Annotated in this window: 17 protein-coding genes; 12 read left to right on the top strand and 5 right to left on the bottom strand. The window is 53.3% G+C overall.

Annotation, left to right across the window (positions count from 1 at the left end; all coding sequences use genetic code 11):
* The first annotated feature begins 796 nt into the window (after positions 1 to 796).
* From AC5S27_RS04340 to AC5S27_RS04310, 7 genes are all read left to right on the top strand, one after another.
* Positions 797 to 2353, top strand: coding sequence for a hypothetical protein (locus tag AC5S27_RS04340; RefSeq protein ID WP_493933346.1), 1557 nt, complete (start codon positions 797 to 799; stop codon positions 2351 to 2353).
* A gap of 213 nt (positions 2354 to 2566) precedes the next feature.
* Positions 2567 to 2824, top strand: coding sequence for a PqqD family protein (locus AC5S27_RS04335; protein WP_493933345.1), 258 nt, complete (start codon positions 2567 to 2569; stop codon positions 2822 to 2824).
* Between the two features lie 8 nt (positions 2825 to 2832).
* Positions 2833 to 4170, top strand: a complete 1338-nt coding sequence (locus AC5S27_RS04330) for a phosphotransferase (RefSeq protein WP_493933344.1) — start codon at positions 2833 to 2835, stop codon at positions 4168 to 4170.
* Positions 4158 to 6176 (top strand): prolyl oligopeptidase family serine peptidase, encoded by a 2019-nt coding sequence (locus tag AC5S27_RS04325; protein ID WP_493933343.1) that lies wholly within the window; start codon positions 4158 to 4160, stop codon positions 6174 to 6176. Before AC5S27_RS04330 ends, AC5S27_RS04325 begins: the two co-directional genes overlap by 13 nt.
* Entirely contained in the window at positions 6157 to 6540 is a 384-nt protein-coding gene (locus AC5S27_RS04320; RefSeq protein WP_493933342.1) for a lasso peptide biosynthesis B2 protein, read from the top strand. Before AC5S27_RS04325 ends, AC5S27_RS04320 begins: the two co-directional genes overlap by 20 nt.
* Before the next feature lie 13 nt (positions 6541 to 6553).
* Positions 6554 to 8401: an asparagine synthase-related protein gene (locus AC5S27_RS04315; RefSeq protein WP_493933341.1), complete on the top strand. Its 1848-nt coding sequence runs from the start codon at positions 6554 to 6556 to the stop codon at positions 8399 to 8401.
* 95 nt (positions 8402 to 8496) lie between these two features.
* Entirely contained in the window at positions 8497 to 8643 is a 147-nt protein-coding gene (locus AC5S27_RS04310; RefSeq protein ID WP_493933340.1) for a hypothetical protein, read from the top strand.
* A gap of 129 nt (positions 8644 to 8772) precedes the next feature.
* Here AC5S27_RS04310 and AC5S27_RS04305 read toward each other — a convergent pair whose 3' ends face one another.
* From AC5S27_RS04305 to AC5S27_RS04290, 4 genes are all read right to left on the bottom strand, one after another.
* Positions 8773 to 10920 carry a prolyl oligopeptidase family serine peptidase gene (locus AC5S27_RS04305; protein WP_493933339.1) on the bottom strand — a complete coding sequence of 716 codons (2148 nt, stop codon included), beginning with the start codon at positions 10918 to 10920 and terminating at the stop codon, positions 8773 to 8775.
* Positions 10921 to 10977: 57 nt separating this feature from the next.
* Entirely contained in the window at positions 10978 to 14079 is a 3102-nt protein-coding gene (locus AC5S27_RS04300; RefSeq protein WP_493933338.1) for a TonB-dependent receptor, read from the bottom strand.
* An 89-nt stretch (positions 14080 to 14168) separates the two neighbouring features.
* Positions 14169 to 15437, bottom strand: coding sequence for an anti-sigma factor domain-containing protein (locus tag AC5S27_RS04295; protein WP_493933337.1), 1269 nt, complete (start codon positions 15435 to 15437; stop codon positions 14169 to 14171).
* Between the two features lie 32 nt (positions 15438 to 15469).
* Positions 15470 to 16108, bottom strand: a complete 639-nt coding sequence (locus tag AC5S27_RS04290) for an RNA polymerase sigma factor (RefSeq protein WP_493933336.1) — start codon at positions 16106 to 16108, stop codon at positions 15470 to 15472.
* 232 nt (positions 16109 to 16340) lie between these two features.
* Between AC5S27_RS04290 and AC5S27_RS04285 the strand changes: the two genes are divergently transcribed.
* The 5 genes from AC5S27_RS04285 to AC5S27_RS04265 all read left to right on the top strand — a co-directional run bounded on the left by AC5S27_RS04285 (position 16341) and on the right by AC5S27_RS04265 (position 24159).
* Positions 16341 to 16556, top strand: coding sequence for a helix-turn-helix domain-containing protein (locus tag AC5S27_RS04285; RefSeq protein ID WP_493933335.1), 216 nt, complete (start codon positions 16341 to 16343; stop codon positions 16554 to 16556).
* Between the two features lie 84 nt (positions 16557 to 16640).
* Positions 16641 to 19781 (top strand): MobF family relaxase, encoded by a 3141-nt coding sequence (mobF, locus tag AC5S27_RS04280; protein ID WP_493933334.1) that lies wholly within the window; start codon positions 16641 to 16643, stop codon positions 19779 to 19781.
* 51 nt (positions 19782 to 19832) lie between these two features.
* Positions 19833 to 20561: a hypothetical protein gene (locus tag AC5S27_RS04275; RefSeq protein ID WP_493933333.1), complete on the top strand. Its 729-nt coding sequence runs from the start codon at positions 19833 to 19835 to the stop codon at positions 20559 to 20561.
* Between the two features lie 282 nt (positions 20562 to 20843).
* Positions 20844 to 22220 (top strand): hypothetical protein, encoded by a 1377-nt coding sequence (locus tag AC5S27_RS04270; protein ID WP_493933332.1) that lies wholly within the window; start codon positions 20844 to 20846, stop codon positions 22218 to 22220.
* A gap of 745 nt (positions 22221 to 22965) precedes the next feature.
* Complete coding sequence (locus AC5S27_RS04265; RefSeq protein ID WP_493933331.1) at positions 22966 to 24159, top strand: amidohydrolase; 1194 nt, start codon at positions 22966 to 22968, stop codon at positions 24157 to 24159.
* Positions 24160 to 24297: 138 nt separating this feature from the next.
* Here the strand turns inward: AC5S27_RS04265 and AC5S27_RS04260 are convergent, their stop codons facing one another.
* Positions 24298 to 25152, bottom strand: coding sequence for a hypothetical protein (locus tag AC5S27_RS04260; protein WP_493933330.1), 855 nt, complete (start codon positions 25150 to 25152; stop codon positions 24298 to 24300).
* Positions 25153 to 25393 lie beyond the last annotated feature (241 nt).

The following is a 25393-nucleotide window of genomic DNA, read 5'->3' as shown; positions in this document are numbered from 1 at the left end:
CGGGGTCCCCGGCGGGCGGTGTTTGCCCGCTGGGGTGACAAGCGCGGAAGATTGGGGATCCCCTTGCGACGCGCGAGGGGCTGGCCCCTTAGTGAGTTTGTCTTCGTTTGGAGTGCGCGAAAGCGCAGATGCGTCTCAGGATGGGCGTTGCGGGCGGGAACAGCCCGCTGAGGAGGGTCGCGGAGGACGCCGCAGGTCCGTAGCCAGGGAGGATGCCTCCGCCCTCACAATGAGGATGCTATCGCAGTCACGATCATGTCTGAATTCCGCCAACAAATTGTCTACTGGTCCATTCCAGTAAGAGCGACGACTTGCGCACGCCGCCGCTATAGTCACTTGGCGTCAGACACTCGAATTAGAGGACTTCCCGGCAGTAACGATTTTTTGATAACTATTCCTTTTGCGAGTTATGGTCCACTGAAACTCCAACACACTTCTCTGCAATGCGACGGGAATCTTGGCCGAGAGTTTCCTCCTCTTTCGAAACGGAGTTTTCTTCTGAATTGAGTTGTGTCAGACTTGGCTCAGGACGGTTGTTTTGTGCCGATGGCCCGGGGCTTGAGCAAGAATGCGGTCTAGCCGGCGATTGGCTGAAACTCGCACTGCGTCGAGTTCGTCCTGAGTGTTTGCTCTTAACGCTGGAGAGCATCAAGATGGCGAGAGCAGGCTGAATGACGTCAACGGATGCCGTCGCCCCTCGGGTAAGACTGATTCTTGAACAAAGTCTGAAGATCGCTTTTCTCTTTTTCTATGGCTAGTAGCTCCCATGTTGAGCCTTCAGAAGGAGATTCTGATTGTGTATAACCCTGTCGCACGTGATGCGGTTCTTGAAGCCTTAACGCATATTCGGGAATTGCATCGACGATCCAAACCATTGAATGAGCGGGAGAAGCGTACACACGAACGCCGAGAGGCGACGATGCGAGATCTGCTGTCGAATCTCCCGCGAACACATGAACATCCAACGCTCAAAAAGCTGATCGAGGTAGCCGATAGTTGCTCGCTTACATTGGAGGGTGCGCACAGGTTGTTCGGGTACAACCTCGAAGAGATACGGAATTTCGACCTGCGATTGAACGGCGGCCGGACCCATATTTTCGAGTCCTATCCGTTCAATCGCGATCTTCCAGTCGACCTGCCAGCGCGGCTTGCGCCTCATTATTCCTTCAACTTCGATGCGCCGCTGCGGGAACTGGTGCTGGAATGGCAAAGCAATACGCCGATACGAGCGATCGAAGAAATTGGATGGAAAAAGCCGGGATCGTTCTATGTACATGTTGGGACGGAAGATAGTCTTGGCTCAAGCATTCCGCCAGGCGCTATGGCTTTGGTTGAGCCGATTCAGGAAAATGAGAAACTCCTGCCAAACCCGAGAGCAATCTACTTGCTTCAATTTGCGAATGGATACCGATGCAGTCATTGCGTTGTCACTCGCGGCAAACTCCGGCTATTCACCACAGAAAGAAGCTACTTCGGACGCGAGGAATTTTCTTACCCAGGCGCGGTACGAATTGCAGGACGCATCCGAATGTTTGCCTTGGGGCTTCCAGTTCCGGATCACCTCCGACTTCGACCACTTCCGAAGATTGGCCGTGGAGCCGAGTTGATTCTCCCATGGGAGCACCCTACCCGAGACCAATTGCTCGCAACGAAACGAAGACGCTTTATGAGGTCGAAGGAAGAAAAGGAATTTGTTCAAGAAGTGCTACAAGGCGAGCTGAATGCCCGCTTGAGTGAAAGAAGTGAGCGACGCTATCGCAGCGCAACTTCCCCCAATCCACATGTCAATGCGCTCCTACATCTGACGGTGGCAAATGTTGCCCGCTACACAGATGCTTTGCAGACTGGGGGCTCGTGGTTCTCGGATCGTGGTCGATTTTCACTCGACACGCTCCTGAACGTGACTTCGCTGGAGGAAGCGTTGGTGGCCGATCGCGATGCGCGTCTTCCATTACCCATCGATGTATGGGAGGCACGGCGCAAAGAGTTCGGAGAATGGCCACCTCTCTTGTCGATAAAGTTTCCGGAATTGCGGCGATGGGACGATCGCGTGGTTAGGCTTTCGCAAGGTGGCGGAATCAAAGATCTCGACCCCGCGATCGGCGCTGGATCGTGGCTTCTCCTTGAGAAAGTTTCATCGATCCCCGATACAAGGAGAGATGAACGACGTTCTGGTTGGTCTCGGCCCATTTATATCCTTCGCAGAGGGCTCGAGATGATCTGCGGGCGTCTCATAAGGGACGGAAACCAATTCGTACTTCTTGACGGCGCGACCGGCCAAGTGAAACATACCTTTGGCTTGGAATCTCTCACACAGCTCAATCGTGTCTCTGGTGTTGCCGTACCCGTATAGGTTTGGAAGGACAATCCACACCGTAAATATGGCCGAAACTGAGTTTCATAGTTGCACCGATATAGCTACATTGCGTTGTCTTAAATCCAGTTATAACAACAAGCGATAGTAATTATGGCCAAGATTTTGATATTTCCACTTCCAGATTCCAATCGGATTTAAGCTCTGCAACATCAGTGGAACCCAAGCAACCTTGGGAGGATCAGCATCTCCATGATTACTGGTAATGCACGTCTTCAATCAATGGTGGATCAACATGGTGGCGCAATTCTCGATGTTCAATACGGCACTATTTCTACGCTCAATCTGACCGGGGCGCATGTCTGGCAGGCCTTAGAACAGGGGCGAGATCCTGATGTGATCGCAGCTGAAATAGCATGCGAGACCGGCCAGCTAGTGGAGGAAGTGGTAGAGGACATCCGCAAGTTTATCGAAGCATTGAGATCGAACAATCTGTACCCTGGCCAATGAATACAACGATGACCCAAATCCAAACAAATTCGGAGAGTGCCAACTGTCGGGTTGTCCTAATGGAACCTTACTCCCAAGCAATTCTGGTGCAAGAGACTGTCGATTCCTACGCGCTGCCGCGCATATCGCTTCCTGAGTTTGCACGGCCAGCCCAACATCTGCAAGAGATTGCTTTGGCAACTTGGAATGTATGTGCTTTCGTCGCCGATTTCCTTTTCGATGATTCAGGTTTAGGCGTATGTATCGTCGCTGAGGTACACGATTCTAGGCCCAGTTCTCAGTTGAAAGCAGTCCGTCTGGATGAGATACCTTCGTCACAAATAACGGAAATGGAGCGAGGGCAATTGACCCGGATGCTGCAAGTCGATCGAGCAGCCAGCCCCGGTGATATTGGCTGGATCGATGAAGCAGTGACATGGACCGAGCTTGTCACAGGTAGAACGTTTTCGGAAATCAGACAGGCGAAGCAAATGAACGCTGGCGGTTCATTTGCACTTCTGACACTCCTCTCCGACGACAGCTCGCGCTATTGGCTCAAAGCCACCGGAACGCCAAACCTGCACGAGCTTCAGGTCACGGTATGCCTCAGTCGCCTATGTCGTGAATCTTTGCCAAGACTCGTCGCGATCCATACAGAATGGAACGCATGGATCACCGAGGACGGTGGTCGACCTGCGGGACTATTCCAGGATAAAGAACACTGGGCCTCTGGACTACGAGCTTTTGCAGCACTGCAACTCAACACGATCGATCACGCAGAGGAGTTGCTTGCAGCCGGCGTATACGACCACCGTATCGCATCTCTCCGGAGCCACATCGAACCGGTATTTGCATTTCTTGTCGAGGCAATGGGACGTCAAACCTCAGTCAAAGCTGTGCGGCTCGATGCAGTGCGTCTCTCGAACCTTGCCCGGCTAGTTCGAGAAGCCTCATTTGAAATGGAAGCTCTTCAGATACCAGACACGCTCCTGCATAACGACTTCAACGAAGGGAATATGCTCTTCGACGGAACAAAATGGTCCTTCATCGATTGGAGCGAAGCAGCTATCGGCAATCCCTTTCTGTCGCTAGATCGCTTCCCCCCGTTGAAGACACACGACTCTGACATCTTCAAAGCCGCATATCGGGAAATGTGGGCACCCTACCTGCCTCAATCGTGTATCGATCGAGCTCTGATTCTGATGCCTTTGCTCTCGATCTTCGCTTATCTCTACGGTCGTGGTGATTGGTTAAAAGAAACAACTAAGGTTCGTCCGGGCATTGAGAGTTATGCGCGCAGCTTGGCTCGGCATATGGACCGTGCCGCTCGTAATTCCCTTCTGCAGGAGGCGCTATGCCGTTCCTAAGCCGAGACGAGGAGATCATTCACGGAGTACGTGTTAGTGACCCTTTCCGATGGTTAGAAGACCGCACATCTGCGGCCACGGAGACGTGGATAGCCGAGCAAAAGGAGCGGTGCGATGCATATTTTGCGAGTTCTCCTGAGGAGGATGAACTTGAGACCCGAGTGCGAGCATACCTCGACATTGAAGTAGTGGATCAAACTGCTCGGGTCGGGACACGCTATTTCTTTCGAAAACGTTGTAAAGGGCAAGAACAAGGAAGCCTCTACGTGAGAGAAATCGCAAATGGCTCGGAACGTTTGCTAGTTGATCCTTGGTCAGAAACCGGGTCTGACTCTGTGGGCATTTACCGTGTCTCGCCAGATGGCGCTTTCCTCGCGTATGAGATGACTCGAGGCGGAGAAGACCGGAAGGAAATTCGGGTAGTCGATGTCGAGAGCGCTCTAGTCATACCCGGCAGCATACCGATTGGCTATATACGGGGATTCGTATTTGCGGCCAATGGTTACTTCTATTCGCATGACTCAGACCTTGCCCTAGATGAACTAACGATCCTCTACCACCAAATGGGCTCAATGGAACGGGACGTTGTGGTCTTTCGTGTCGCGCGACTTCCCGGCAGCCGACTGACAGTGATTGGGAATTCTTGCAGACTTGGAGCGATCTGGACCTATTGGGAAGGCGAACTTTCAGTGACGGAATTTTGGGTTGCACGACCGGTGTCAAACCCAGGATGGAGTCGAGTTTTACGAAACGATCAATTCCCCTGTAGTCCGGTCTTGTGCCACGATCTCATCCTCCTGGTCAGTGAGTCTGACCCCGGATGTTCGAGGCTAATTGAATTATCTACAGAAGGAGAGGAGCTCCGCACTCTGTTCCCAAAGAAAGCTTCTCGCATTCAACAACTTGTCATTGCTCGTGATCGCGTGTTCGCGAAGTATACCGAGGGCGGCGTCGATTCAATTGAAGGCCGGCTTCTCACTGGCGAGCTTCTCTGTCCGATAAAGCTCCCGCCGCAAGGCACAGTTCAAATACAGCCTTCTTATTCTGAGGACGAGGATTCTCTCTTTTACACGTTCGAATCATTCGATAGCAGACTCGCAGTCTACGAGCATTGCGTCCTGACAAACGCTTCAAAGCTCTGGTATCGGCACGGGGAGACCATTCCCGACGCCTCATGTGTGGTTGAAGAAAGGACCTACCCCTCTCAAGATGGGACCGAGATTCCATTGACACTTGTCCACCGGAGTTCTGCCCAAACAGGGGCGTCCGCTCCAATCTTGATGACAAGCTATGGAGGGTTTGGCACGACATTGACTCCGAGGTTTTCAGTTCTGGTCACCATCATGATGGAACTCGGCGCTGTGTTCGCAGTTCCTCATATTCGCGGCGGTGGTGAATTTGGCAAGGAGTGGCATGATGCGGGGCGCGCGCTGAATCGCCAAAATTCATTCGATGACTTCATTGGGGCCGCTCGGTGGCTAATTGCCGAAGGATTGACTACTCCGAACACACTAGCGATTTTCGGTGGCTCGAATTCCGGCCTCCTCGTGGCAGCCGCAATGACGCAACGGCCCGAACACTACAAAGCGGTGCTTTGCATCGCTCCACTGCTCGATATGGTCCGTTATGAAGCGTTGGACCACGTTGGACGATGGCGCCGGGAGTACGGCAGCGTATACGATCCCCGGGAATTCCAGGCTCTGCTTGCCTATTCGCCGTATCACAGGATCGCCTCTGAGATAAATTACCCGGCCACCATGTTTGTCTCAGGCGACATGGACGACCGGTGCAATCCGGCCCATGTACGTAAGACGGCGGCTCTGCTACAGAGCCGCTCAGCGCAGAAGTCACCCATCATCGTCGACTACAGCAAAGAGCGCGGCCACTCTCCCACGCTGCCACTGTCGGTGCGTGTACAAGCACTGACTCGACGTTTGGCATTTCTTTGCCGAGAACTTGAACTTTCTGTACCCAAAGGAGGCCGCGATGAAACGACTTGTCGTTGAAGGCTGGCTTCTCCTGGTCTATTTCGAGTTTTTGATGTCGTTCCGCAAATTTAGGGATCTCCATGCAGTGTTGGCCAAGAAACAGGTCCAACGGTGTTCATCATTGGATCAAGTTCCGAAAGAGTCAATTTGCAAGGCAATGGACTATGCATGCACTCTCTACTTCAAACGAGTCCTGTGTCTGCAGCGATCTTCCGCAACGACGGTTCTCCTTCGCCGGTACGGATGGAACGCAGAGATGGTTGTTGGCGTTCAAACGCTGCCCTTCAAGTCCCATGCGTGGGTCGAAGTTGGGGGGACGGTGGTTAACGATAGAGCCGAAATCATCGGCTCGTACAAGGTGCTAAAGCCGGCAAGTTTTTAGTTAGGAAACAACCATGAGCGTAGTCTTCGGCGTGAAGAGAACTCTCGACAATCCGGTCACCGAGCAAGAGCTGTCCGATATGGCCACGCACACAATGCGATGGACTAAGGGTGAACCAATCCTTCTACGCAACGGCCAGGTAGGGATGGGGCAACAGACAGGCGTCAGTGAAGCTGCCAACGGTTCTCAGCGGTCGCTGCTTGCTGACCGACATGGCAACGTAGTCGCTTTGGACGGACGCCTCGACAACGGGAAGGAACTATGCGAACTCTTGAGTCTTGATCAATCTTCCGTCTCATCTGCTGAAATTGTGCTCTCGGCTCTTGAGCGATGGAATGAAGCGACTTTCAGCTATTTCGTCGGAGATTGGGCGATCGCTCTTTGGATCCGAAACACGAATACCTTGTACCTGGGCCGTGATCATGCTGGCACTCGAACGCTCTATTACAAGAAACAGGCGGACGCGGTTTTTTGGTCCTCTTACCTCGAAACCTTGGTCAACAGAGAGAGCAGCCACTCGTTGAACAGCGTCTTTGCGCATCGATTCCTGGCTCATCTTCCCATCGAAGAAGCGACGCCTTACGCCGGGATTCATGCTGTACCCGCTGGACACTGCGTCCGATTCAAAGAAGAACAAAGCCATATTTCGCGGCATTGGAACTTGCCTCGGATCGCGAGGCTCGAGCTGCGTGATGACAGAGAGTACGAGGAGCGTTTTCTGTTCTTGTTCCGGCGTTCGGTTGAGCGGCGAATTCAAGGAAACGCCGAAGTTCTCGCCCAACTCAGCGGTGGAATGGACTCGACATCGATCGTTTGCATGGCTGATGAGATCCGAAGAGACACCAATCCCCAACGAGGCTTAGTCGATACGGTTTCTTATTTCGACGAATCGGAACCGTCCTGGGATGACCATACCTACTTTAAGATCGTTGAGAATTCTCGCGGCAAAGTTGGTTATCACATCAAGATCGACGGGACTCGACTCTCATTGAGCGAACCGCCGAATGCTTATTTGTTCCCTGGAGCTTCAGGCAATTCCGAACAATACGAGCGGGAATTCAACTCGGCCATCAACATTGAAAGGTATGGGGTCATTCTCTCTGGTTTGGGAGGCGACGAATTTCTCGGCGGCGTCCCTTATCCCTATCCTGAGCTTGCCAGCTACCTGCTTCGGGGGCGCCTGCGACAGGTACTCAAAAGTAGCCTCGCTTGGGGACTATCTCGACGCCGCCCGGTAACCGAATTCCTGGGAGGCACAGCCTCCTTCGTTCTAGACATGGCTACAGGCCATGACATAACGACAGGGCAATTGCCAGGCTGGATCGGTAAAAGTGGGATCCAGTTGCAGGCCGAAGACCAGAGGCACCGACTTCACCACTCGCGATCACCTCTCGAGAACTACTACTTGAGGTTATTGGCAGCTGTGCGAGAAACCCTGCCACACCAACGGCCCCAAGCGAAGATGCGGCTCGAATATGGTTATCCGATGCTCGACCGGGACTTGCTGGAATTCCTGGTGCAGATTCCCAGAAATCAATTGCTACGTCCCGAAGAAAGACGCTCCTTGATGAGGCGTGCGTTCCAGAATTTGGTTCCTTCCGCAATCCTCAATCGTCGACGGAAAGCCGCCTTAGTTCAGGGCCCTTTGCGGGCAATCATATCTCGCAGCGCAGAGATCGAATCTCTCTTCAAAGACTCTTTGCTGGAATCGATGGGATTGATTGACGGCCCATCTTTGCTCGCTTGTCTCACTGCAGTCGTCTCTGGGAAGGACATCTCCTTCTATCCGGGGATTTGCAGGGCAATCGAGATGGAATTGTGGTTGCGAGCAATGACGTCAAGAGGCCAGCTCGCGATTTAAGAAATGTGGTTGAGACTTTTCAACCCATCAAGTTCCGATGCCCAGCATGACCTCTATGTTGGGTATCGGGAAAACCAAACCTAAGGAGAAACGACATGAAATACGAAGCACCACAAATCCTGCAAACTGTCGACGCAACCTCCCATATCAAGGGGGGCAACAAGGGGACGAATATTCTGAAGGACGCAATGCATCCTACAGAATTCAACGCAACCTCGAGCGCGTATGAGGCCGATGAGTAAGTTCCAGGTATGACCTTGAACCTCACTCATTGTTCGTAACAGCGTGAGTCGGGAGTTCTTTGCGTGACGTTATTCAGTCTCGCCAGAGCTCCCGGCACGCGATAGAGGCTGTCGTGGATTAAGGCACTCTTAGGGCGTGGCACTTCTCTTCATTGCGGCCGACATCGGCGGGGACGACCGAGGGCTAGTACTCTGCAGCCAAGATGCGAACCAGTCAACCATACCTTGCATCGCTCGATAGCGATCAAGCGGTTTAGTCAAAATGTGGGACGCATGAGGGAAGATTATCAATTCGACTGGTTTGTTCAATAGTCGCAGTCCCGCGAACCATTCCCACTGGAGCAACAGGCTTGATCCGAAATCGAAGCTGACCAGCCGGACAGGGCAAGCGACACGATCCAGATTGAATCCAGGCGCTTCCGAACGCCATTGATTGAATCCTTCTCTACTAAACGGTGCGAGGCCGCCATTGTCTATCTCAGACTCGGTGTCTTCGAAAGCTAAATAGCTGAAGTAGCCACTGTCGATTCCGTCTACCAGTAGTGCTGCTTTGAATGGGACTGCCGAGTGTGTCAACGTGTATTTAACGAACCATACGGTTCGACTGAAGCCGCTGATACCAACCCGTGTGGGGTCAATGACCCCTCGCCTGTCGAGTTCCTTGACTGCGCCCTCGTAGACGAGGCTAGCGAAAGTGCGGAACCGTTCCTCCGGTGTGTGGCCGAGCGATTCATCCCTACTTACCTTTTCATAATCGTCATGATCCGGAATCTTGTAGGTTTGCAACGCCGCAATTCCTCTCGCGGCGAGCAAACGAGCCGCGAAGGCGCTACTCCATTCCTCGTTTCCATCCATAGAAAAGTGCTCCCCTCGAAACCCGTGTGTCTGAATGACCAGGGGATAGCGCTGATGCGCGTCGTAGTTAGTGGGTAGGTAGAGACCGCTCGTCACGTCTATGCCGTGTACCTTCCAAGTGATGACGCTAACATCGCCGAACCGCAGAGAATTGAATTGTGGGTTTAGATCGATTGACAGGAGGGCTTTGCCGCTTGCCCGTTCAGTACCTAAGAGTCGAGGCGCAGAGTTCAGGTCCTGTTCAATAGTTACTTTGAGCGGTGCAAGCCGCTCTCCTCCCTTAGTCCAATCGACGTTTGAACGTGTGCTCCAAGTGTGCGTGACAAGATCCACTTCAACGTCGAATTGAGTGTTGAGGAAACTTCGCTGTTCACTCGACGAGTTGACTTGATGGGGCAGAAAGACCTGGTGCAAGAAGACGGATCTTTCATCTGCACTCCATTTCAGATCGAGGAAACCAATCGAAAGCCTGGGTCCCTCCCAGAGAGGAGACGTCGTGTGTTTGAGAAGGTCGATGACCCAATACGTTTGAAAGGGTGCAACCGAGTCGGTAAGGGCGGTTCGAAATAGCGGTTGGATCAATGCACTGTGGGATCCATAGTCGTATTGCGACCATTCTTTTGATAATTCACGAACGAGCACCGGCTTGCAGAAGACGACGTAACGGCCATTAGGAGAAATTGAAAGAAAGTTGTGAATGGATCCGGACCCCTCCCATATCCTCCTCGGAGGTTGACCAGCGAACTTTGTATAAATCGAGTAGGCCGGCTTTACCTGCTTCTCGTTGTCAGACAGTAGATCGACCAGTGACTGTCCTTGCACGGTGAAGGGCGCATCTCGATTGGCTTTTTGGTTTGGCGCAGGGCGAGGGGCCTTGCGAGAAATGTAGATGATTTCCTTCTCGTTTTCGGTGAGTGCGTATCTCAGTATTGAAGTGCTGGATGGTGTCAGACGCCTGAGTCTACGAGTCGAGATATTGAGCGAATAAATCGCCGAAATCCCTTCCCGGTTCGCTCCAAGGAAAACAATTGTACGGCTATCGTTCATCCAGCATGCGTCGCTGATTGCCGGTTGATCGGACGACCTCATCTTGACTAGAGTCAGCGCCTTGAGTTTGAGATGCAGGTTCTCGGACTCCACAACTTGAAGCGAGTATTCGTTCACGTTCTGCTCAAGGTTTCCCTTGGTGAGAACGAAGAAGAAGCGCTTGTTATCAGGAGAGAATTGGACGGCATCGGATGATGTTGGAGCACCGAACGGACAAGCCACATCAGCCATCTGCGTCATCTCGATAGCGTCCCTCGCCTCAATCGGACTTTCAGTTTGACCGTCGATAGCCCGCGCGGAATCTACTGATGTGAAATACAACCCTAACGCCACGATTGCGGCATAAGAGCCTTTTGGAGACAAAAAATGTTTCATCGCAGCACTCCACGCAAGAAGCGGCTTAGGTCTTAAACTAGGTCGGATGGCGGAAAATTAGAAGAGGAGTTTCAAGGCGAACTGAGCGGAGCGAGGGCCACCTTGTTGATACTGAGCCGCAACTGTGCCTAGGCTTTGGTTCAACATCATGGTGGCGTATCCGAATTGAGCGTCGGACAATCCTGGATCAACAAAGCCGAAATTAGGGTGATTCAGGAGATTGAATGACTCGGCTCTAAACTGGAGACGTAGCTGGTCCTTCAAGGGGATTTCACGACGAAGAGCCATATTCAATTGAGCTTCTCCGAATCCTCTTACAAAGTTCCGCGGGGCGCTTCCTTGGCTCATGCCATTCGGGAGCGCGAACGCGTCGGCGTTGACGATTCGGCCGCCTGGGTATTGAGGGCCCCGAAGATAAATAGGGACGTTGGGGACGATGTTGACACTGCTGTAGTAGTTTCTACCTGTCGCTGGATCGGTCAGGTAATTGCCCGTAATCGTGATCGGAAACGCCGTGCGCAGCATCACTCGTCCGTCGACTCCCCAGCCTGAGGAGACCACTCTCAAAAAGGATTTCCTGGTTTGTTGAGGAGCCTCCCATGACAGACCTGCTTGAAAGTTGTGACGAAGGTCAAAATCAGAATTTCCCCTCGTAACGGTCAACGCACTGTAAGTCGATCCATAGTCTAGAGAATGAGCCCACGTGTAGGACGCAAGCGCTTGAATGCCCCGTTGGATTGAACGCTGAAATTGCACCTCCAAAGCTTGGAAGTTCGAAGTGACTCCGGTTGCGAGGTATGCTATCGAAGAGAAATCAGGATTCAATGAGTCAACAGTTCGTGTCTGACTTTGAAGCAATCTGCGGCCATTCGCCCCTACATAGGTAATCGAGAGCGACTGCTGTTTTCCAAAAGCTTGCTGAACCGCCACGTTCCACTGCAACGTGTAGGGCAATTGCAGGTGGGCTGGAAATGCATACGCGGTACTAGAGGTGTAGGGTGCGACTGGCGTTGTGGAGAAGTTTAATTGCTCGCTCGTCACCGGTAGAGAAGTGCCCGAAAGCACCTGGTCAGCAAAAAATCCCAGCCCGCTGAACCCGAGCGAAGCAAATTCATTATCGGTATCGAAGAAAACTCCAGCGCCCGCTCGAACGACAGTTTCGCGACCTTGTTTATTGTGGAGCTGCCAGGCAACGCCGACGCGAGGCGCGAAGTTATAGTCGCTTGTCTTCCAAAGCGGCGTGCCCCGAGGTGCCAGAGACAACGTGCTCGGCTGTGCAATGTCGCCTAGGAGCGTGAACGCGTCATCTCCATGTGCATCTACGGGAGGTGGATTCCGCTCCCAACGAAGGCCTAGTGAAAGTGAAAGCCGCTCGTTCATCTTCCACTCGTCCTGGATGAAAGCGGCAAATTCGTTGTAGACGGGTGTCGCGTGAAGATATTTTGCCAGGATTTCTTCGAATACCTGATTTTCGATGAGAGACGATGTTGAAGCGAAGATGGCCGCCGCTTCCACGTTTCCAGGCGCGATTAGCGACTTGAAGCGCCGGAAGTCGATTCCGGCTTTGATTTGATGATGTCCAGCCGATAGATGGACGATATCGACGAGGTTCCATTGGCGAAGCGCATTCTGAGTTTGGTTCAGGTTTACATATGAGAGGCCCACTCCAGGCGCGAACAATTCAAAGTCCTCTTCTGATCCTGGATAAGCGCCTAGCCCCATTTCGGTGGCCAGGTCGGCGGGTACAGCTCCACCGAAAGAATCCAGGGTCGTGACTTGTTTTGTCTGGCCCGTGGTGAACCCAAGTCGAAAGTCGTTGTCGATAGCTGCCGTCGCTTGGGCAGTGAATCCCAGCGTATACGTCGAGGAGCCGAAATCCTGTTTTGCAACATTCGAGAGATAGCGACTTGAAGTTTTGCTTGGGGTGGTCCCGTAGCGGAAGAAGCCGAAAATACGTGGTGTAAAGGCTTGATCAATGCGGACGCTTCCGGAGTCCAGACTGCTTGGGATCGAATAGGGTTGGATAAACTGAGCCAGGAATCCATAATCGATCCCACCTGTTGTTGGTAACGGGAACGCATTCAATGCTGCACGAAGGTCCGGGGACGCTTCGCTTCGAATGGCCATGTCGGGCACGTATTGGACCTGAGCGGCTTGGGGCTGAGTTAATCGCAATCCCTCATAAGAGCCGAAGAAAAATGTTCGACGGCGTCCATCGTAGATGCGCGGGATGAAGATCGGTCCTCCGAGTGTTCCACCAAAGTCGTTCTGCCGTAATGCAGACTTGGAATTGCCATAAAAGTCGTTGAACCAGTCATTCGCGTCGAATACATCGTTACGAAGATATTCGAAGGCAACGCCGTGAAACTGATTCGTTCCGGACCGCGTCAGGAACGAAAATTGGCCCCCAGGTGAACGCCCGAACTCCGCAGAGTATGTCGATCCTTGCACTCGGAACTCCTGAAGAGCGTCTACGGAAACAAGACTCTGGGTTGTGCCCAAGGCGGTAGTCGACGCGATCGAGCCTCCACTGGCTGGCTGAGCCCCTCCATAGCCATTCCCTGCGCCTGCATTTGCCGCGACTCCATCTACCGTGTAGTAATTCGATTCGCTGCGCTGCCCGTTGACACTGAAGTCTCCTGAATAACCTATAGCGGAGCCAGCCTGCGGACTTTCGGTCGTGACACCCGGAGTCATGGACACAAGATCCTGAAAGCTACGTCCGTTAAGAGGCGTGTTCTCAACGAAGTTTCTATCAATAACCGTGCTGACAGATGCATCGGTTGTATTGATCGACAAGGATGATGCATCGACGGTAAGACTTTCCGAGGTAGCGCCAACGGGGAGAACAAAGTTGAGTGCAAGAGCACTCTGCACATTCAGAATGACGTCCGCTTTGATGATCGTCTTGAATCCTGGCTTTGACACTTGAACGTGATAATGACCAGGAGGAAGAATCGGCAAAAGGTACATACCCACACTGTTTGTCTTTGCCGAATAAATGACACCGGTGGCATCATTCGCGATCTCGACATCCGCGCCCTGAATGAATTGTGCGGACGGATCCGTCACTCCGCCGCTGATTGTGGCGTTTGTCGATTGAGCAAATGCGATGGAACTAGACAGAAATAAGACAAAGAGAATAAATCCACATTTCATGCGGTGTGCTCCGAAAGCTCGAGAGTGAGTTGCGTTCACTCTGTCTACCGACGGTAGCCGCAATCTGTACCAAGGGTGTTTGGAAAAAATCAGGGATGATTCGGCTGAATCTGTAAATATGCCCGCAACAAGGGTTTTCCAGTAGGCTTGTTGCTGCCACCGGGAGGCTCTACAGTAACGAAAACCATGTCTAATCGAGCCAGCGATTTGGCGTCGTTGCATCGCAGTACCCAGCGCTTATGAGCGTCATCCTGATAAAACAGCCCAAGGCTCACAGGAGTCGGTCGATCGCTGCCACTCCCCCAAACTTGGAAGGACGCATCCTGCTTATGAGCCGCCTGGCTGTCGAGATCAAATCCGTAAAAGACGAGAGATCGATCCTTGGTATAAAAGATGCGCCCAAACTGTTTCGCGGTTCGGCCAGATTCGGTTGTATCGAAAATGTCGGCGATATAGAGATTGCGAGCTCCAATGAGGTCTCGAATGTCGCGGTCGTGAGCAAGGAAATCCTTGTCCAGCGTCAACATGCGATCCTTTTCGCTGAGCTCGGTGTTCTTCTCATCAAGGGAAGCGCGGAGTTCACGGACCTTTGACTCAAGTGCGGTCATTCGCAAGGCCTGTTCAGCCGGATCGGCTGCTGTAGGCGTCGTCTTGCTACGTAAAAACTTTGCTTCATCTTCTGCAGCAATCAGTTGTTCGTTCAGTGAAGCTTTCTCTGCGTCGATTTGTTTTCGCGCCGCCTGCTCCGACTCGAATTGCTCTCTTGCGTTTTCGGCAGCTTGATTCGCTTGCTTGAAACGATTTTCAGCAATATCCAACTGGTGCTGGAGTCTAGCGATCTCTTCCTGAGCGCTCTGCAGGTCTTGCGACACACCCGCATCCGGTACGGTTGATGGGGTTTGGGGCGGAAGTTGATGGACGGGTACCCTTTGGACCTCTTGCCGGTGGGAACGATGATTCTGGCTGAAATAAACTGCAGCTCCTAGGCCGGCAATCACCAAAGCGAAAACTGCTGCCAATGTCCATGGCAGACGCCCATCGAACCGACGGCGAACGGGCTGTTCCTGCATTGGAGAGATCGAGTCGAGTTGGCTCATCAGCTTGCGTTCCGCAGCATCCAGGGAGGCCTGTGACTCTTCCGCGGCGTCGCTTGCTTCGACAGCGACAAGTGCTGCCATGGCAGGGATTACCTCTGAGGTAATCTGCTGATATTGAAGGAATTTGTCATGGCACTCATCGCAATACGCCATATGAATTTGCAGCAGCGCCCACTCTTCCTCTGAAATCTCGCCGGAGAAGTAGAGAGCGCTTAGAGCAACGAACTCGTCATGGAATTGAGGATTCACAGGTTCAGCCATGCCCGGGAGCTTTTTCGTACCAATTCTCTCACTCAAATATCCTTTTGGGGAAAGACGTTGGAGCGTAGGCGTTCGAGACCTCGATAGTAATGATGGCGCACGTTCCCGATTGCTTGGCCGGTCTTTTCTGCAATTTCGCGAAGTGTATAGCCTTCAAAAAAATGAAGTTCTAATGTATGCCGTTGCTCCTCTGAGAGTTGGTCCCTCATCCGTCTCAATAGAGACTTTGCCAGGACCGCATCAACAAATAGCGGAGAGGATTTGCCCTGGGTCGTTTCTTCAATCAGTTCCTGGGCGTTGTAATGCTGTCTAGTGGTTAAATACTGCCTGCGATTCAAAGCTCGACTGTAGGCGATCTGAATGATCCAAGAGGATGCTGTTCCCTTTGCAGGATTAAATGAATTCGCCTTCTGAAATACCTGTAGAAAAACTTCTTGGCATAGATCCTCTGCCTCGGAGAGGTCTTTCAAGATTCGCCAAGCAACGTTTAAGACTGAACGCCTGTGGCGCCTGAAAAGAAACCCGAGGGCATCCCTTGAGCCATTGAGCACTTCCGCCAGCAAAGCCTCGTCTTCTGAATTTGACAATACCGATGGGTGAATTGCGAGTTGTGTCTGCAGGGAGTCTTGCGTCGCGGACTCTAATTCGGCCTTTTCATCGTCAGCCGTCAAGACCGGGGACCCACAAGCAACGCTATCGGAAATCATCGTGAGTTCACCCCAGAAGCGAATGGTCCTTGGCTACCCAACCTGAACAGAGTCAAATCAGGTGGCGCCCGATCTCAATCTCTTGGCATAAATCGAACGACAATTAGCTGGTCTTGCTACCGTGTGGAATCCGATTGATACCGCCTTGTCCTCTATAGAGGGTGTGTCTCCGATAGAGTACACCGAAACTTGAGGAGTGGCAACAGACATTTGCGTCGTGGTGGGCCAGAGAATTCGGAAACTCAGATTGGATAAAGGGTGGACGCAGATCTACCTTTCAGTCCACGCGGGCGTTGGACGTAATTACATATCCGATGTAGAACTTGGAAAGAAAGAAGTGGGTTTACGGAACCTCAACTTGCTTGCTCAGAGCCTTGGAGTCAAGCTCGAGGTACTGCTCCGCGGTCTTTGAAGGGCAAACGATAAGTAACCCGATTTGGGCACGCGCGGTCCCGAGTCAGAGTGCACAAAGGTGCCGAGCCGACCGGAAAACTCATTGGGCCAACTTTTGTGCGTAAAAGCTCGTCCAGTCGACGGCTATGCTGCGCCTCAGCTCCACACCCACGCCGTCATCTTCAACGTGACCGAACGAGAGGATGGTTCGACCCGCGCTCTCCAACCGCAGAGCTTGTTCGATTCGCAGAACTTCGCCACAGCGGTCTACCAGTCTGCATTGACCTATAGTCTCCGCAATCTCGGGTATGAAATCGAAGCGGGCAAGAGTGGCGCTCCCGAGATCAAAGGATATTCCCAGGAATACCTTGACGCTTCAAGTCCTCGTTCGCAACAAATCAAAGATCATCTCGAAAGAACAGGTCACAGCGGGGCCGAGGCTGCTCAAATCGCCGCCCACGCGACACGCGACAGAAAGCAGATCCTGACCCCCGAGCAGGTACTCGCCGCCCACAAAGAGATTGCAGAATCCTTTGGGAACGAGGCCGCTACGGTTGTTGCACAGGCGAGAGAACGTGCTCAAAGCCAAGTCCAAAATCGCGAATCCCAGGCCGAAGAGGTCGTAAAGGCGAGAGAAGCCGTCGCGTATGCTCGCAGCAGCAACTTCGAGCGGGAGGCTGTTGTCGACGAGCGAGCGCTTATGCGCGATGCGCTACGACACGGCATGGGAGAGACGACCTATGCCTATATTCGCGCGGAGTTCGGCTCCCGCCAAGTGCGAGGCGACTTCCTAAGAATTGAGAGCCTGAAGCACGCTACGGGGCGCAGCTTCAGCACCTCCGAAACCATCGCGAATGAACGGGCGAACATCGCGCATGTGATGCGTGGTCAGCAGACTCAAGAACCGATGATGAGCGAAGAACACGCGGCGGCCCAGGCCTCGCGCAAGTCCTTCCTCAACTCCGCACAACGGACGGTCATTCAGGAGGTGCTTACTTCTCCCGATCGCATCCACGGCCTGCAAGGACTTGCCGGAACTGGCAAGACCACCGTGCTTTCGAGCATCCGTGAAGGAGCCGAACAGAGCGGCTATGCCGTCGAAGGATTCGCCCCCACATCTCGGGCAGCAGCCCAGCTCCGCGAAGCCGGAATCAGCGCGGCTACCCTCCAGAGCTTCCTAGCCCGAGGCAGCCAGGGCCAAGTCGCGGGCGACCCTGCCAGCCGACATCTCTATCTGCTCGATGAATCGAGCCTCGCCAGCACGAAGCAGATGCGGGCTTTCCTTGACAAGATCCAGCCGCAGGATCGTGTGCTCGTGATCGGGGATACACGGCAGCATCAAGGCGTTGATGCCGGCCGGCCGTTTGAACAGATGCAGGATGCGGGGATGCGGACCTCGCAGCTCGACCAGATCATGCGCCAGAAAGACCCCGAGCTGCTGAAAGCCGTGCAGCACCTCGCGACGGGAAAGACAGTCGAAGGCGTCAGAATGCTAGGCGACCAGGGCCGGATTACTGAGGTTAAGGATGGCAACGAACGCATCGCGGCCATCGCGAGAGATTACGTGGCGAGACCCGAGAACACTATCGTCATCTCGCCCGACAACCGCAGCCGGCAGGCAATCAACCAAGCCGTTCGCACGGAGCTGCACGCTACCGGCGCATTGGCAGAAGACGACCGCGAGTTCCGCACATTGACCCACCGCTCCGATATGACCGGCGCGGATCGGGAATGGGCTGCCCGTTACCAACCCGGCGACATCCTGAAGTACACGAGCGGAAGCAAGCTCCACGGCATTGAGCGTGACAGCACGGCAAGGGTGGTCTCCACGAATGGGCGCGACAACACCCTCACGGTGGAACGGGAGGATGGTCAAACCGTAACTTATGATCCCAAGCGGCTCAGAGGCGCGAACGTCTACCAGGAGGTCACGCGAGAGTTTGCCACTGGGGACCGCGTCCAGTTCACCGCAACGGACAAGCAACTTGAAGTCAACAACCGGGATCTAGCCACCATTGTAAAGATGGAAGATGGACAGATCACCGTGCAGATGGATACGAAGGGCGGGCGCCTCGTTACCTTCGACCCGGCGCAGATGAGGAGCTTCGATCACGGCTACGCCGTGACCTCGCACAGCTCTCAAGGGCTCACCGAGGGTCGCGTGATCGCAAATATCGATACCGATTCATCCCGCTCGCTTATCAACACGCGGCTCGCGTATGTCGCAATCTCACGTGCTTCCGAAGATGCCAGGGTTTACACAAACGATGTCGAGGCGCTTGGGACGCGCCTTGCCACCGAGATCAGCAAGACCGCTGCGGTCGATTTTCGCCAGCCGAAGGCAGAGGTTGAACACGCCGGTCCCGAGCCCACCGTCCACCAATACGCCAATTCAGATCACCGCCTCGCCGCTGTCGCTCTGGCTTACGCCGAGCGTCCCGACAGCACAATCGTGGTCGCTCCGAACCGGGCCGAACGTCACGAGCTGAATCAGCTCATCCGCTCCGATCTCCAAGAGCAAGGGCGTATCGCCCCTGACAGCAGATCCATCGTCGTCCATATCAAACATCCGTTGAACAATCCCAAGGTCGCAGCCCAGTACACGCCGGGCGACCTCATCCAATACCGGCAGGGAAGCCCGACTATCGATGGAATCCCACACAACAGCATCGGGACAGTGGTTTCGGTCGACGCCAAGACCAACAGCTTGACGGTACAGACCCCAAGCGGAGACGAAGCCACATACGACCCAAATCTTACGAAGACGATGACAGCCGAGAGCACCGTCTACCGCCAGGAGCCACGCGAAATCGCGCCGGGGGATCGCATTCAGTTCACCGAGGCAGACTCGACGCTAGGTATTCGCAATGGCGAGCTGGGCACTGTGATGGCGATCAGCGACGCGAACGGCCTTGACGTGAAGCTTGATAAAGGGAGGATGGTCCAGCTCAACGCCGAACAAGCCCGCCACATCGAACACGGCTATGCGGTCGAGAGCATCAAGCCGGGCGCACCGGAACGAGTTCTGTTCACCCAGGAGGCAGCCGTGAACGAGCGCGAGGCTGTCTCACTCTCGCGCCAGGGGAGGGAACTGAATCTATATACGTCTGATGGTTCAGCCTCCAACAACCAAGGACAACAGAACCAAGTAGCAATTCCTCAACAACAGCAGATCGAAGCCCCAGCGAACCTGATCGCACCCGAGCTGGTCCAAACCGAGATTCGCCGAAGCCTCGGACGGTAGACGACAGCTATGCCCTTGATGATTCAATAGCCCTAAGCGAAAGGATTTCTCATGTTTCTCCCCTCGTTCCGCTCGCCCTCACTCCGTGTGCTGCTCATCGCCACGGTCGCCGCTGCAACCATTCCGCTCACCGCTTTCGGCGCTCCGAACAGCAGGGCCATGCGTGAAGCCCTGGTTGTCGATTACCCGCTCACCAAGGTTGGCGTCGTCATGTTCAAGACAGACTATAACCGGATCACTCAGCCGGGCGTTATCCTCGCCGTGCGTCTCCCAGGCATCTATGCAGATGTCGCGAACACCCAAGACTCCATCGTGAATACAAACTTTGCAAATGGACAATTGAGCCAAGCCACTGGCTTCGCCGCGGCCTTCGGCAGCAATACAGGCCATTCGCGCACGCTGAATCCCAACGAGAAGGTGTACGTCACGGATGTGCTCGTAAAGCGTGATGCCATTCAACTCGAACTACTCACCGTCGATGTCACAACGCTCGCGGACGGTCAGGGTACTCGCTATCGCGCAGAGCTGAACGTCAAGCTTCCAGGTCTCGACACCATGACGCCCGATGACGTGAAGAAGTCGATTGAAACTGTGGTTGCAGATCCCCTAGTCGCGTCCGCAGTCCAGAGCAAGACCGTGAAGCTTGGCATGAGCGCCGATGAGGTAAAGCAGTCCCTCGGTAATCCAGACAAGATAGTCGATTTAGGCGCGAAGCTGGTCTTCATCTACAAGGATATGAAGGTAATCCTTATAAATGGCAAAGTGTCCGACGTTCAGTAAGTCTTCTTCCTATTTTTCAAAAAACAATACGGCGTCTCACTATGGCTTTGTCAATGTGCGCAGGAGTTCCAGTACCTGCGCCTTCCAATGAGCGGAGAGAAGGGTGGGAAACAGGAGCGATAATTTCGACCCTACCGACCGCCCGGCTACTTAGAGCTATATGAACTTCTGAAATGGCTGAACAACGCTCTAGCATTTCAGGTTGCTGAATATATGGCCGAGGCGTATGGTCGAACTAGCCTCCGCAGTTCGAAAAAAGAAATTCCATCACCGAGGAATTCCATGGTCGTGGATGTTTATGGTTCTGCCAATGTGCTAGTGGCGCTGATTCTTGTGCTGACACCTGTAGTTTCCGCGCAAAACACATCCAGTCCGCCCACTGGTGCTCCTACAGCCAACAAACAGCTCGCCTCAATCGGCGATGCCCTTCGTCGACCAGGAAAAGAGCCCGTGCATCTGCTTTACATCCACGGCATAGGTGCGACTGAACCGTATGATTCCTCCGATCTGCGAGTAAGCATCTGCAATGAATTGAAAGACTGCGTAGTGAATGGGGGCGTTACAACAGGTCGTGAGTACGCCGACGAGGGTGCTTTTGATCCGAAGGCTCACGTGCCGGATATCACCTACATGGGTAGCCCGTTGTGGCGTTCGAAGGAAGAATGGATGGCGGCGTCGCCATTTGTTGATCATTATGTCATTCAGCTCCGGCGAGGCAAGAGCATCTTCCTTGATGAAATCAACTGGTGGCCCATGGTCTTTTCGCTCAAATGTCGCAATATGCTGCCTAATGAAACGCAACTCGCGGGTCACGACGGGAAGTACCTTGAGCTGTGCGCAGAGACCCGGCCACATCAGGGTGCCGGCAGCACAGGGCGCTTTGATAGATATGGATGGATCTCCGCTGCCGATGCCACTTCGTGGACCGCAATCGCTAATCACGGCGTTTTGATTAACCGGAAGTTGAAGATCAACCTGATGGATTGGCGATTCTCCGATGCGCTTTTAGCCGTGGGCCCACTCGAGAAGTACTTGGTCGAAGCGACTCGGCAGTTGCTGATGAAGAGTGTCAGCAACGCCAGTATGACAGCCGCGGTGCTTACATCGGGCCAGCCATCCTCACTTGATCAGAACGCTGAATACATCATCATTTCTCATAGTCTGGGAAGCTTCCTCATCTTCTCTGCGCTACACCTAGAGTATGAGCCAACGGGCGGATCTCTTGATGGCTCCGATCCGCAGCGCGTTTTCGTTTTCAATTACCTCCTCGGACACCTCACCCAAGCTTACTTCTTCGCAAATCAAATCCCATTGCTGGAGTTAGCCAAGCTGGGCTCCCAGAACAAGTCGAAGTCGTTCCTGGATCTGAAGAATTGGTCCGATCAACGGAGGTTGGTTGTTGAAGCAAAGGGTACAAGCACCGAACCGCTCGCGCAAATTGTCGCATGGAGCGATCCCAACGATCTACTGACGTGGTACCTTGGTTCTGACTTCCAATTCTGGCAGTCTTCCGACACCAACGGCGTTCAAGTTGTCAATCGCGTGGTCAAAAACGCGCACCATTGGTTCTGGCTTCTCGAAGGCCCCACCTCTGCTCACGACAATTACGCCAAGAATCGCGAAGTGATTCGTTCTCTTTTGAAGCCGTTGCAGCCATGACGCCCTTCGAAGGTGCCGCACCTATACGACCTTGCAAGTGAACGAGTTGGCGATGACGACGCAGTAGGGTCGATTCTCGCGTCACCGATTTACGCTGTCCAAGGCCTTATGAGAATCAATTTCCCGATTTCCTTTAACATCTTTATCCCGAACAATCATGCTGTTCGGGTTGGATCGACAGTAGCCGGTGAAAGTCGTGAAATAGTCATGGCGAATAGAAAGCGCGATGCATTTAGGACGGAACGGTGCACTTCGGAACGGTTTCATAAGCTAGCCATCCAACTTGTATCTGCGATGCAGTGATGAACTGGACTTGCTGCAGACGGAGTGCCTCATTTCCTGCCCGCTCCGCGACCGTCCCAAATCTACCGTTCTTCACGGCAAGCGCAAAATCATCTTGCAATCACTGTGCGATTTGCTTTACTTTGCAATCTGTCACAGTAGCTACATATATCGTTGCTTTCGGGAACCGTTCGGGATGGAAAGTCCTATCAGCTGCAGCAGATCAACGAGCGACGACTGCCTATTTTAAGAGTTTCTTGGAGAGTTAGTTTCATTCACGGACGGCATCGCGCCGGACCATGCGACACGTAAAAGCCCAGTTGCATAAATAACTTGGTTGATCTTGGCCACGACCACAATGCGATTTCGAGTCGAATGAATACTCGGAATTGCCGGCCGACCTTGGCTCCAAGCGTTAGCACTCAATGCAGGATCGCAAACACGGGGGAAGAGACGAACCGAAATGGACGCTGACCAGAGCAAACTAATGCTATCCATAGCCGCCGAGGCGACGGAGTGGCGGCACACACTTCACCGCCATCCACAAACTAAGTATGAAGAGGTGTTCGCGAGCGACCTTGTCTGCTCCAAACTGGCCGAGTGGGGAATTGAACACGAGCGAGGCATCGCAGGTACAGGTGTCGTAGGCACGATTGTCGGACGACGGAACAACATGGACCGCTCTATTGCGTTTCGTGCCGACATGGATGCACTGGATATTACTGAGCAGTCCGGGCAACCGTGGAGTTCAAACATTCCCGGTAAAATGCACGGCTGTGGTCACGATGGTCACACGGCCACGCTTTTGACTCTCGCGCGCTATTTGCAGGAAACCCGTTGCTTCGATGGAGTGGTAAGACTCATTTTCCAGCCAGCTGAGGAAGAGGGGTGTGGCGCATTCCGAATGCTTGAGGAAGGTTTGTTGGAACGGTTCCCATTTGATGAGATCTATGGTTATCACAATTGGCCGGGTCTGCCTCGGGGCACATTCGCCATCCGCTCTGGACCGATGCTCGCAGCCGTAGATATCTTTGAAGTGGGACTGGTAGGCCGAGGTGGGCATGCTGCCTTTCCACACATGACGTGCGACGTAATCCCGGCTGCCGCGCAATTGATATTGGCGCTTCAGACGCTTGTGAGTCGAGAAACAGATCCGATAGCTTCTGCCGTTGTAAGCATCACAAACGTGCATGCTGGCTCAGGATCTCAAAACATCATCACTGGAACTGCTCAACTCAGCGGAACCGTTAGAACCTTCTCCAGTAGCGTTCGGGACAGCATTCAGACGAGGATCGCTTCTATGGCCACGGGCGTTGCTACCACGTTCGGCGCTCATTCGGATTTTAAGTACACAAGACTGATGGACCCCGTGGTAAACCATGAGAGCTCGACGGATATTTGCCGAACAGCGGCCTCGGAAATTGTGGGTAGCAGCAATGTTCGCGAACTAGACCAAATGATGGGAGGCGAAGACTTCGGCGGATTTTTACGGGTACGCCCTGGAGCGTTCATGGCTATCGGCCAGGCGGAAGAGGACGCGTCAAGTCCTCACAACGCTGGGCTTCACTCGCCCCGATATGACTTCAACGATAAAATCATACCAATTGCGGCTTCTTACTTTGCGAAGATAGCTCAAAGCCGTTTGCCGATTGAATAGATAACGGGTCCGAATGAAACTGGCGAAGCCCCTGTCGAGCATCCGTGGCAATGAAGGGCAGCTGCCGGCAAGGACAACTGACTCGAGATTCCCTTTGGCTCTTAAATCGTTGCGGAGCTTCCGTGAAATTCTCAAAAACTAAGCAACATGAGAATCTTCTTCCGTAACTAAGAGAGGTGGAACTTTTTTGACAATCTTGACCAGAAACGCAAATTTCCCTACAAGGTCCTGCGTATAAGTCAAAGTTAGCTGTACGTCATCATTTTCCGCCAGCACTTTTTCCACCGCAACAAGGGTGCCCCATGCCTGCTCGAGTGCGTTCTTGTCGGTAAGCGTCTTCAAGGTAGCTGGTAAATTGAGCAGCGCAGTCCATTGTTTGATCTGAGTGCATTCGGCCTCGGTCAGAGTACCCGAAGCCTTTTCTTGGTCGGCAACGGCACTCATAAAATTTAGAATTAACCCACTTAGAGCCGCAACCACATCAGCCCCGCTATTCAATTCCAGCAATCCAAGAAATAGGCCGATATCCAGCGGCCCGGTAGCCAGTGCAATTGCGAAGACCGCGGTACCGAGAATGCCCGCAACAATATTGTCACGCAGCCAATTCCCCAAATCCGCAGCAAGCGCGTTATTAATCGTTTTCGAATCAAATCCGTTGAAATATTTCACCAACAATGCGTCCGGTGGCGGTGCCGAAGTAATTGACGACACAGGTCCCGGAATCTGGGCCCAAGAAAGAACTTGATTTCCGTCACAGGTAACAAATACTCCTGTTTTATCTGCACCGTAGTCAAACTCGAGCACAAAGATGCCAGCGGAGGGCGGACCGAGGGTGAATGCGTAGTGCGTGCGAAGAGAGAGCGCAAGATACGTGTCCGTACGAAGCCCCACGCCGTTTGCTATGCCTAGATCGTCTCCATCCACAGTTGTCAACTGGACGGTAAGGTTTCCGGAATTGTCCACAACAAAATCGTCGAAAGTTAACTGCGACACAATGCCTCCGTAACATGTTAGCTACCCAGTCGCCTGCAGGCTGTCAACAAACACTAGGCCTGTTGGATACGGCCATATGCCCAACGAGCCGGGGGCCAGTCCTTGTGTGTTGAGACTCGCTGATAACCATTTGTCAATGTTCAGGGAGAATACGGCGGAATAGTAGCACACGACTCGGCCGCATCGCCAGTTCCTGGAGACATCGCTGATCAGTATTGCCTGTTCTCTGAAAACCTCTGGG

The organism is Acidicapsa borealis, from assembly GCF_059115245.1.
Note: the sequence above shows the minus strand (reverse complement) of the source record. Positions and strands in the feature narration are given on the sequence as shown.

Excerpts from the sequence above, each read along its gene's own strand:
- AC5S27_RS04335 (WP_493933345.1), top strand. The coding sequence starts at position 2,567 with ATGATTACTGGTAATGCACGTCTTCAATCAATGGTGGATCAACATGGT.
- AC5S27_RS04330 (WP_493933344.1), top strand. The coding sequence starts at position 2,833 with ATGACCCAAATCCAAACAAATTCGGAGAGTGCCAACTGTCGGGTTGTC.
- AC5S27_RS04325 (WP_493933343.1), top strand. The coding sequence starts at position 4,158 with ATGCCGTTCCTAAGCCGAGACGAGGAGATCATTCACGGAGTACGTGTT.
- AC5S27_RS04320 (WP_493933342.1), top strand. The coding sequence starts at position 6,157 with ATGAAACGACTTGTCGTTGAAGGCTGGCTTCTCCTGGTCTATTTCGAG.
- AC5S27_RS04315 (WP_493933341.1), top strand. The coding sequence starts at position 6,554 with ATGAGCGTAGTCTTCGGCGTGAAGAGAACTCTCGACAATCCGGTCACC.
- AC5S27_RS04310 (WP_493933340.1), top strand. The coding sequence starts at position 8,497 with ATGAAATACGAAGCACCACAAATCCTGCAAACTGTCGACGCAACCTCC.
- AC5S27_RS04305 (WP_493933339.1), bottom strand. The coding sequence starts at position 10,920 with ATGAAACATTTTTTGTCTCCAAAAGGCTCTTATGCCGCAATCGTGGCG.
- AC5S27_RS04300 (WP_493933338.1), bottom strand. The coding sequence starts at position 14,079 with ATGAAATGTGGATTTATTCTCTTTGTCTTATTTCTGTCTAGTTCCATC.
- AC5S27_RS04295 (WP_493933337.1), bottom strand. The coding sequence starts at position 15,437 with ATGGCTGAACCTGTGAATCCTCAATTCCATGACGAGTTCGTTGCTCTA.
- AC5S27_RS04275 (WP_493933333.1), top strand. The coding sequence starts at position 19,833 with ATGTTTCTCCCCTCGTTCCGCTCGCCCTCACTCCGTGTGCTGCTCATC.
- AC5S27_RS04270 (WP_493933332.1), top strand. The coding sequence starts at position 20,844 with ATGGTCGTGGATGTTTATGGTTCTGCCAATGTGCTAGTGGCGCTGATT.
- AC5S27_RS04265 (WP_493933331.1), top strand. The coding sequence starts at position 22,966 with ATGGACGCTGACCAGAGCAAACTAATGCTATCCATAGCCGCCGAGGCG.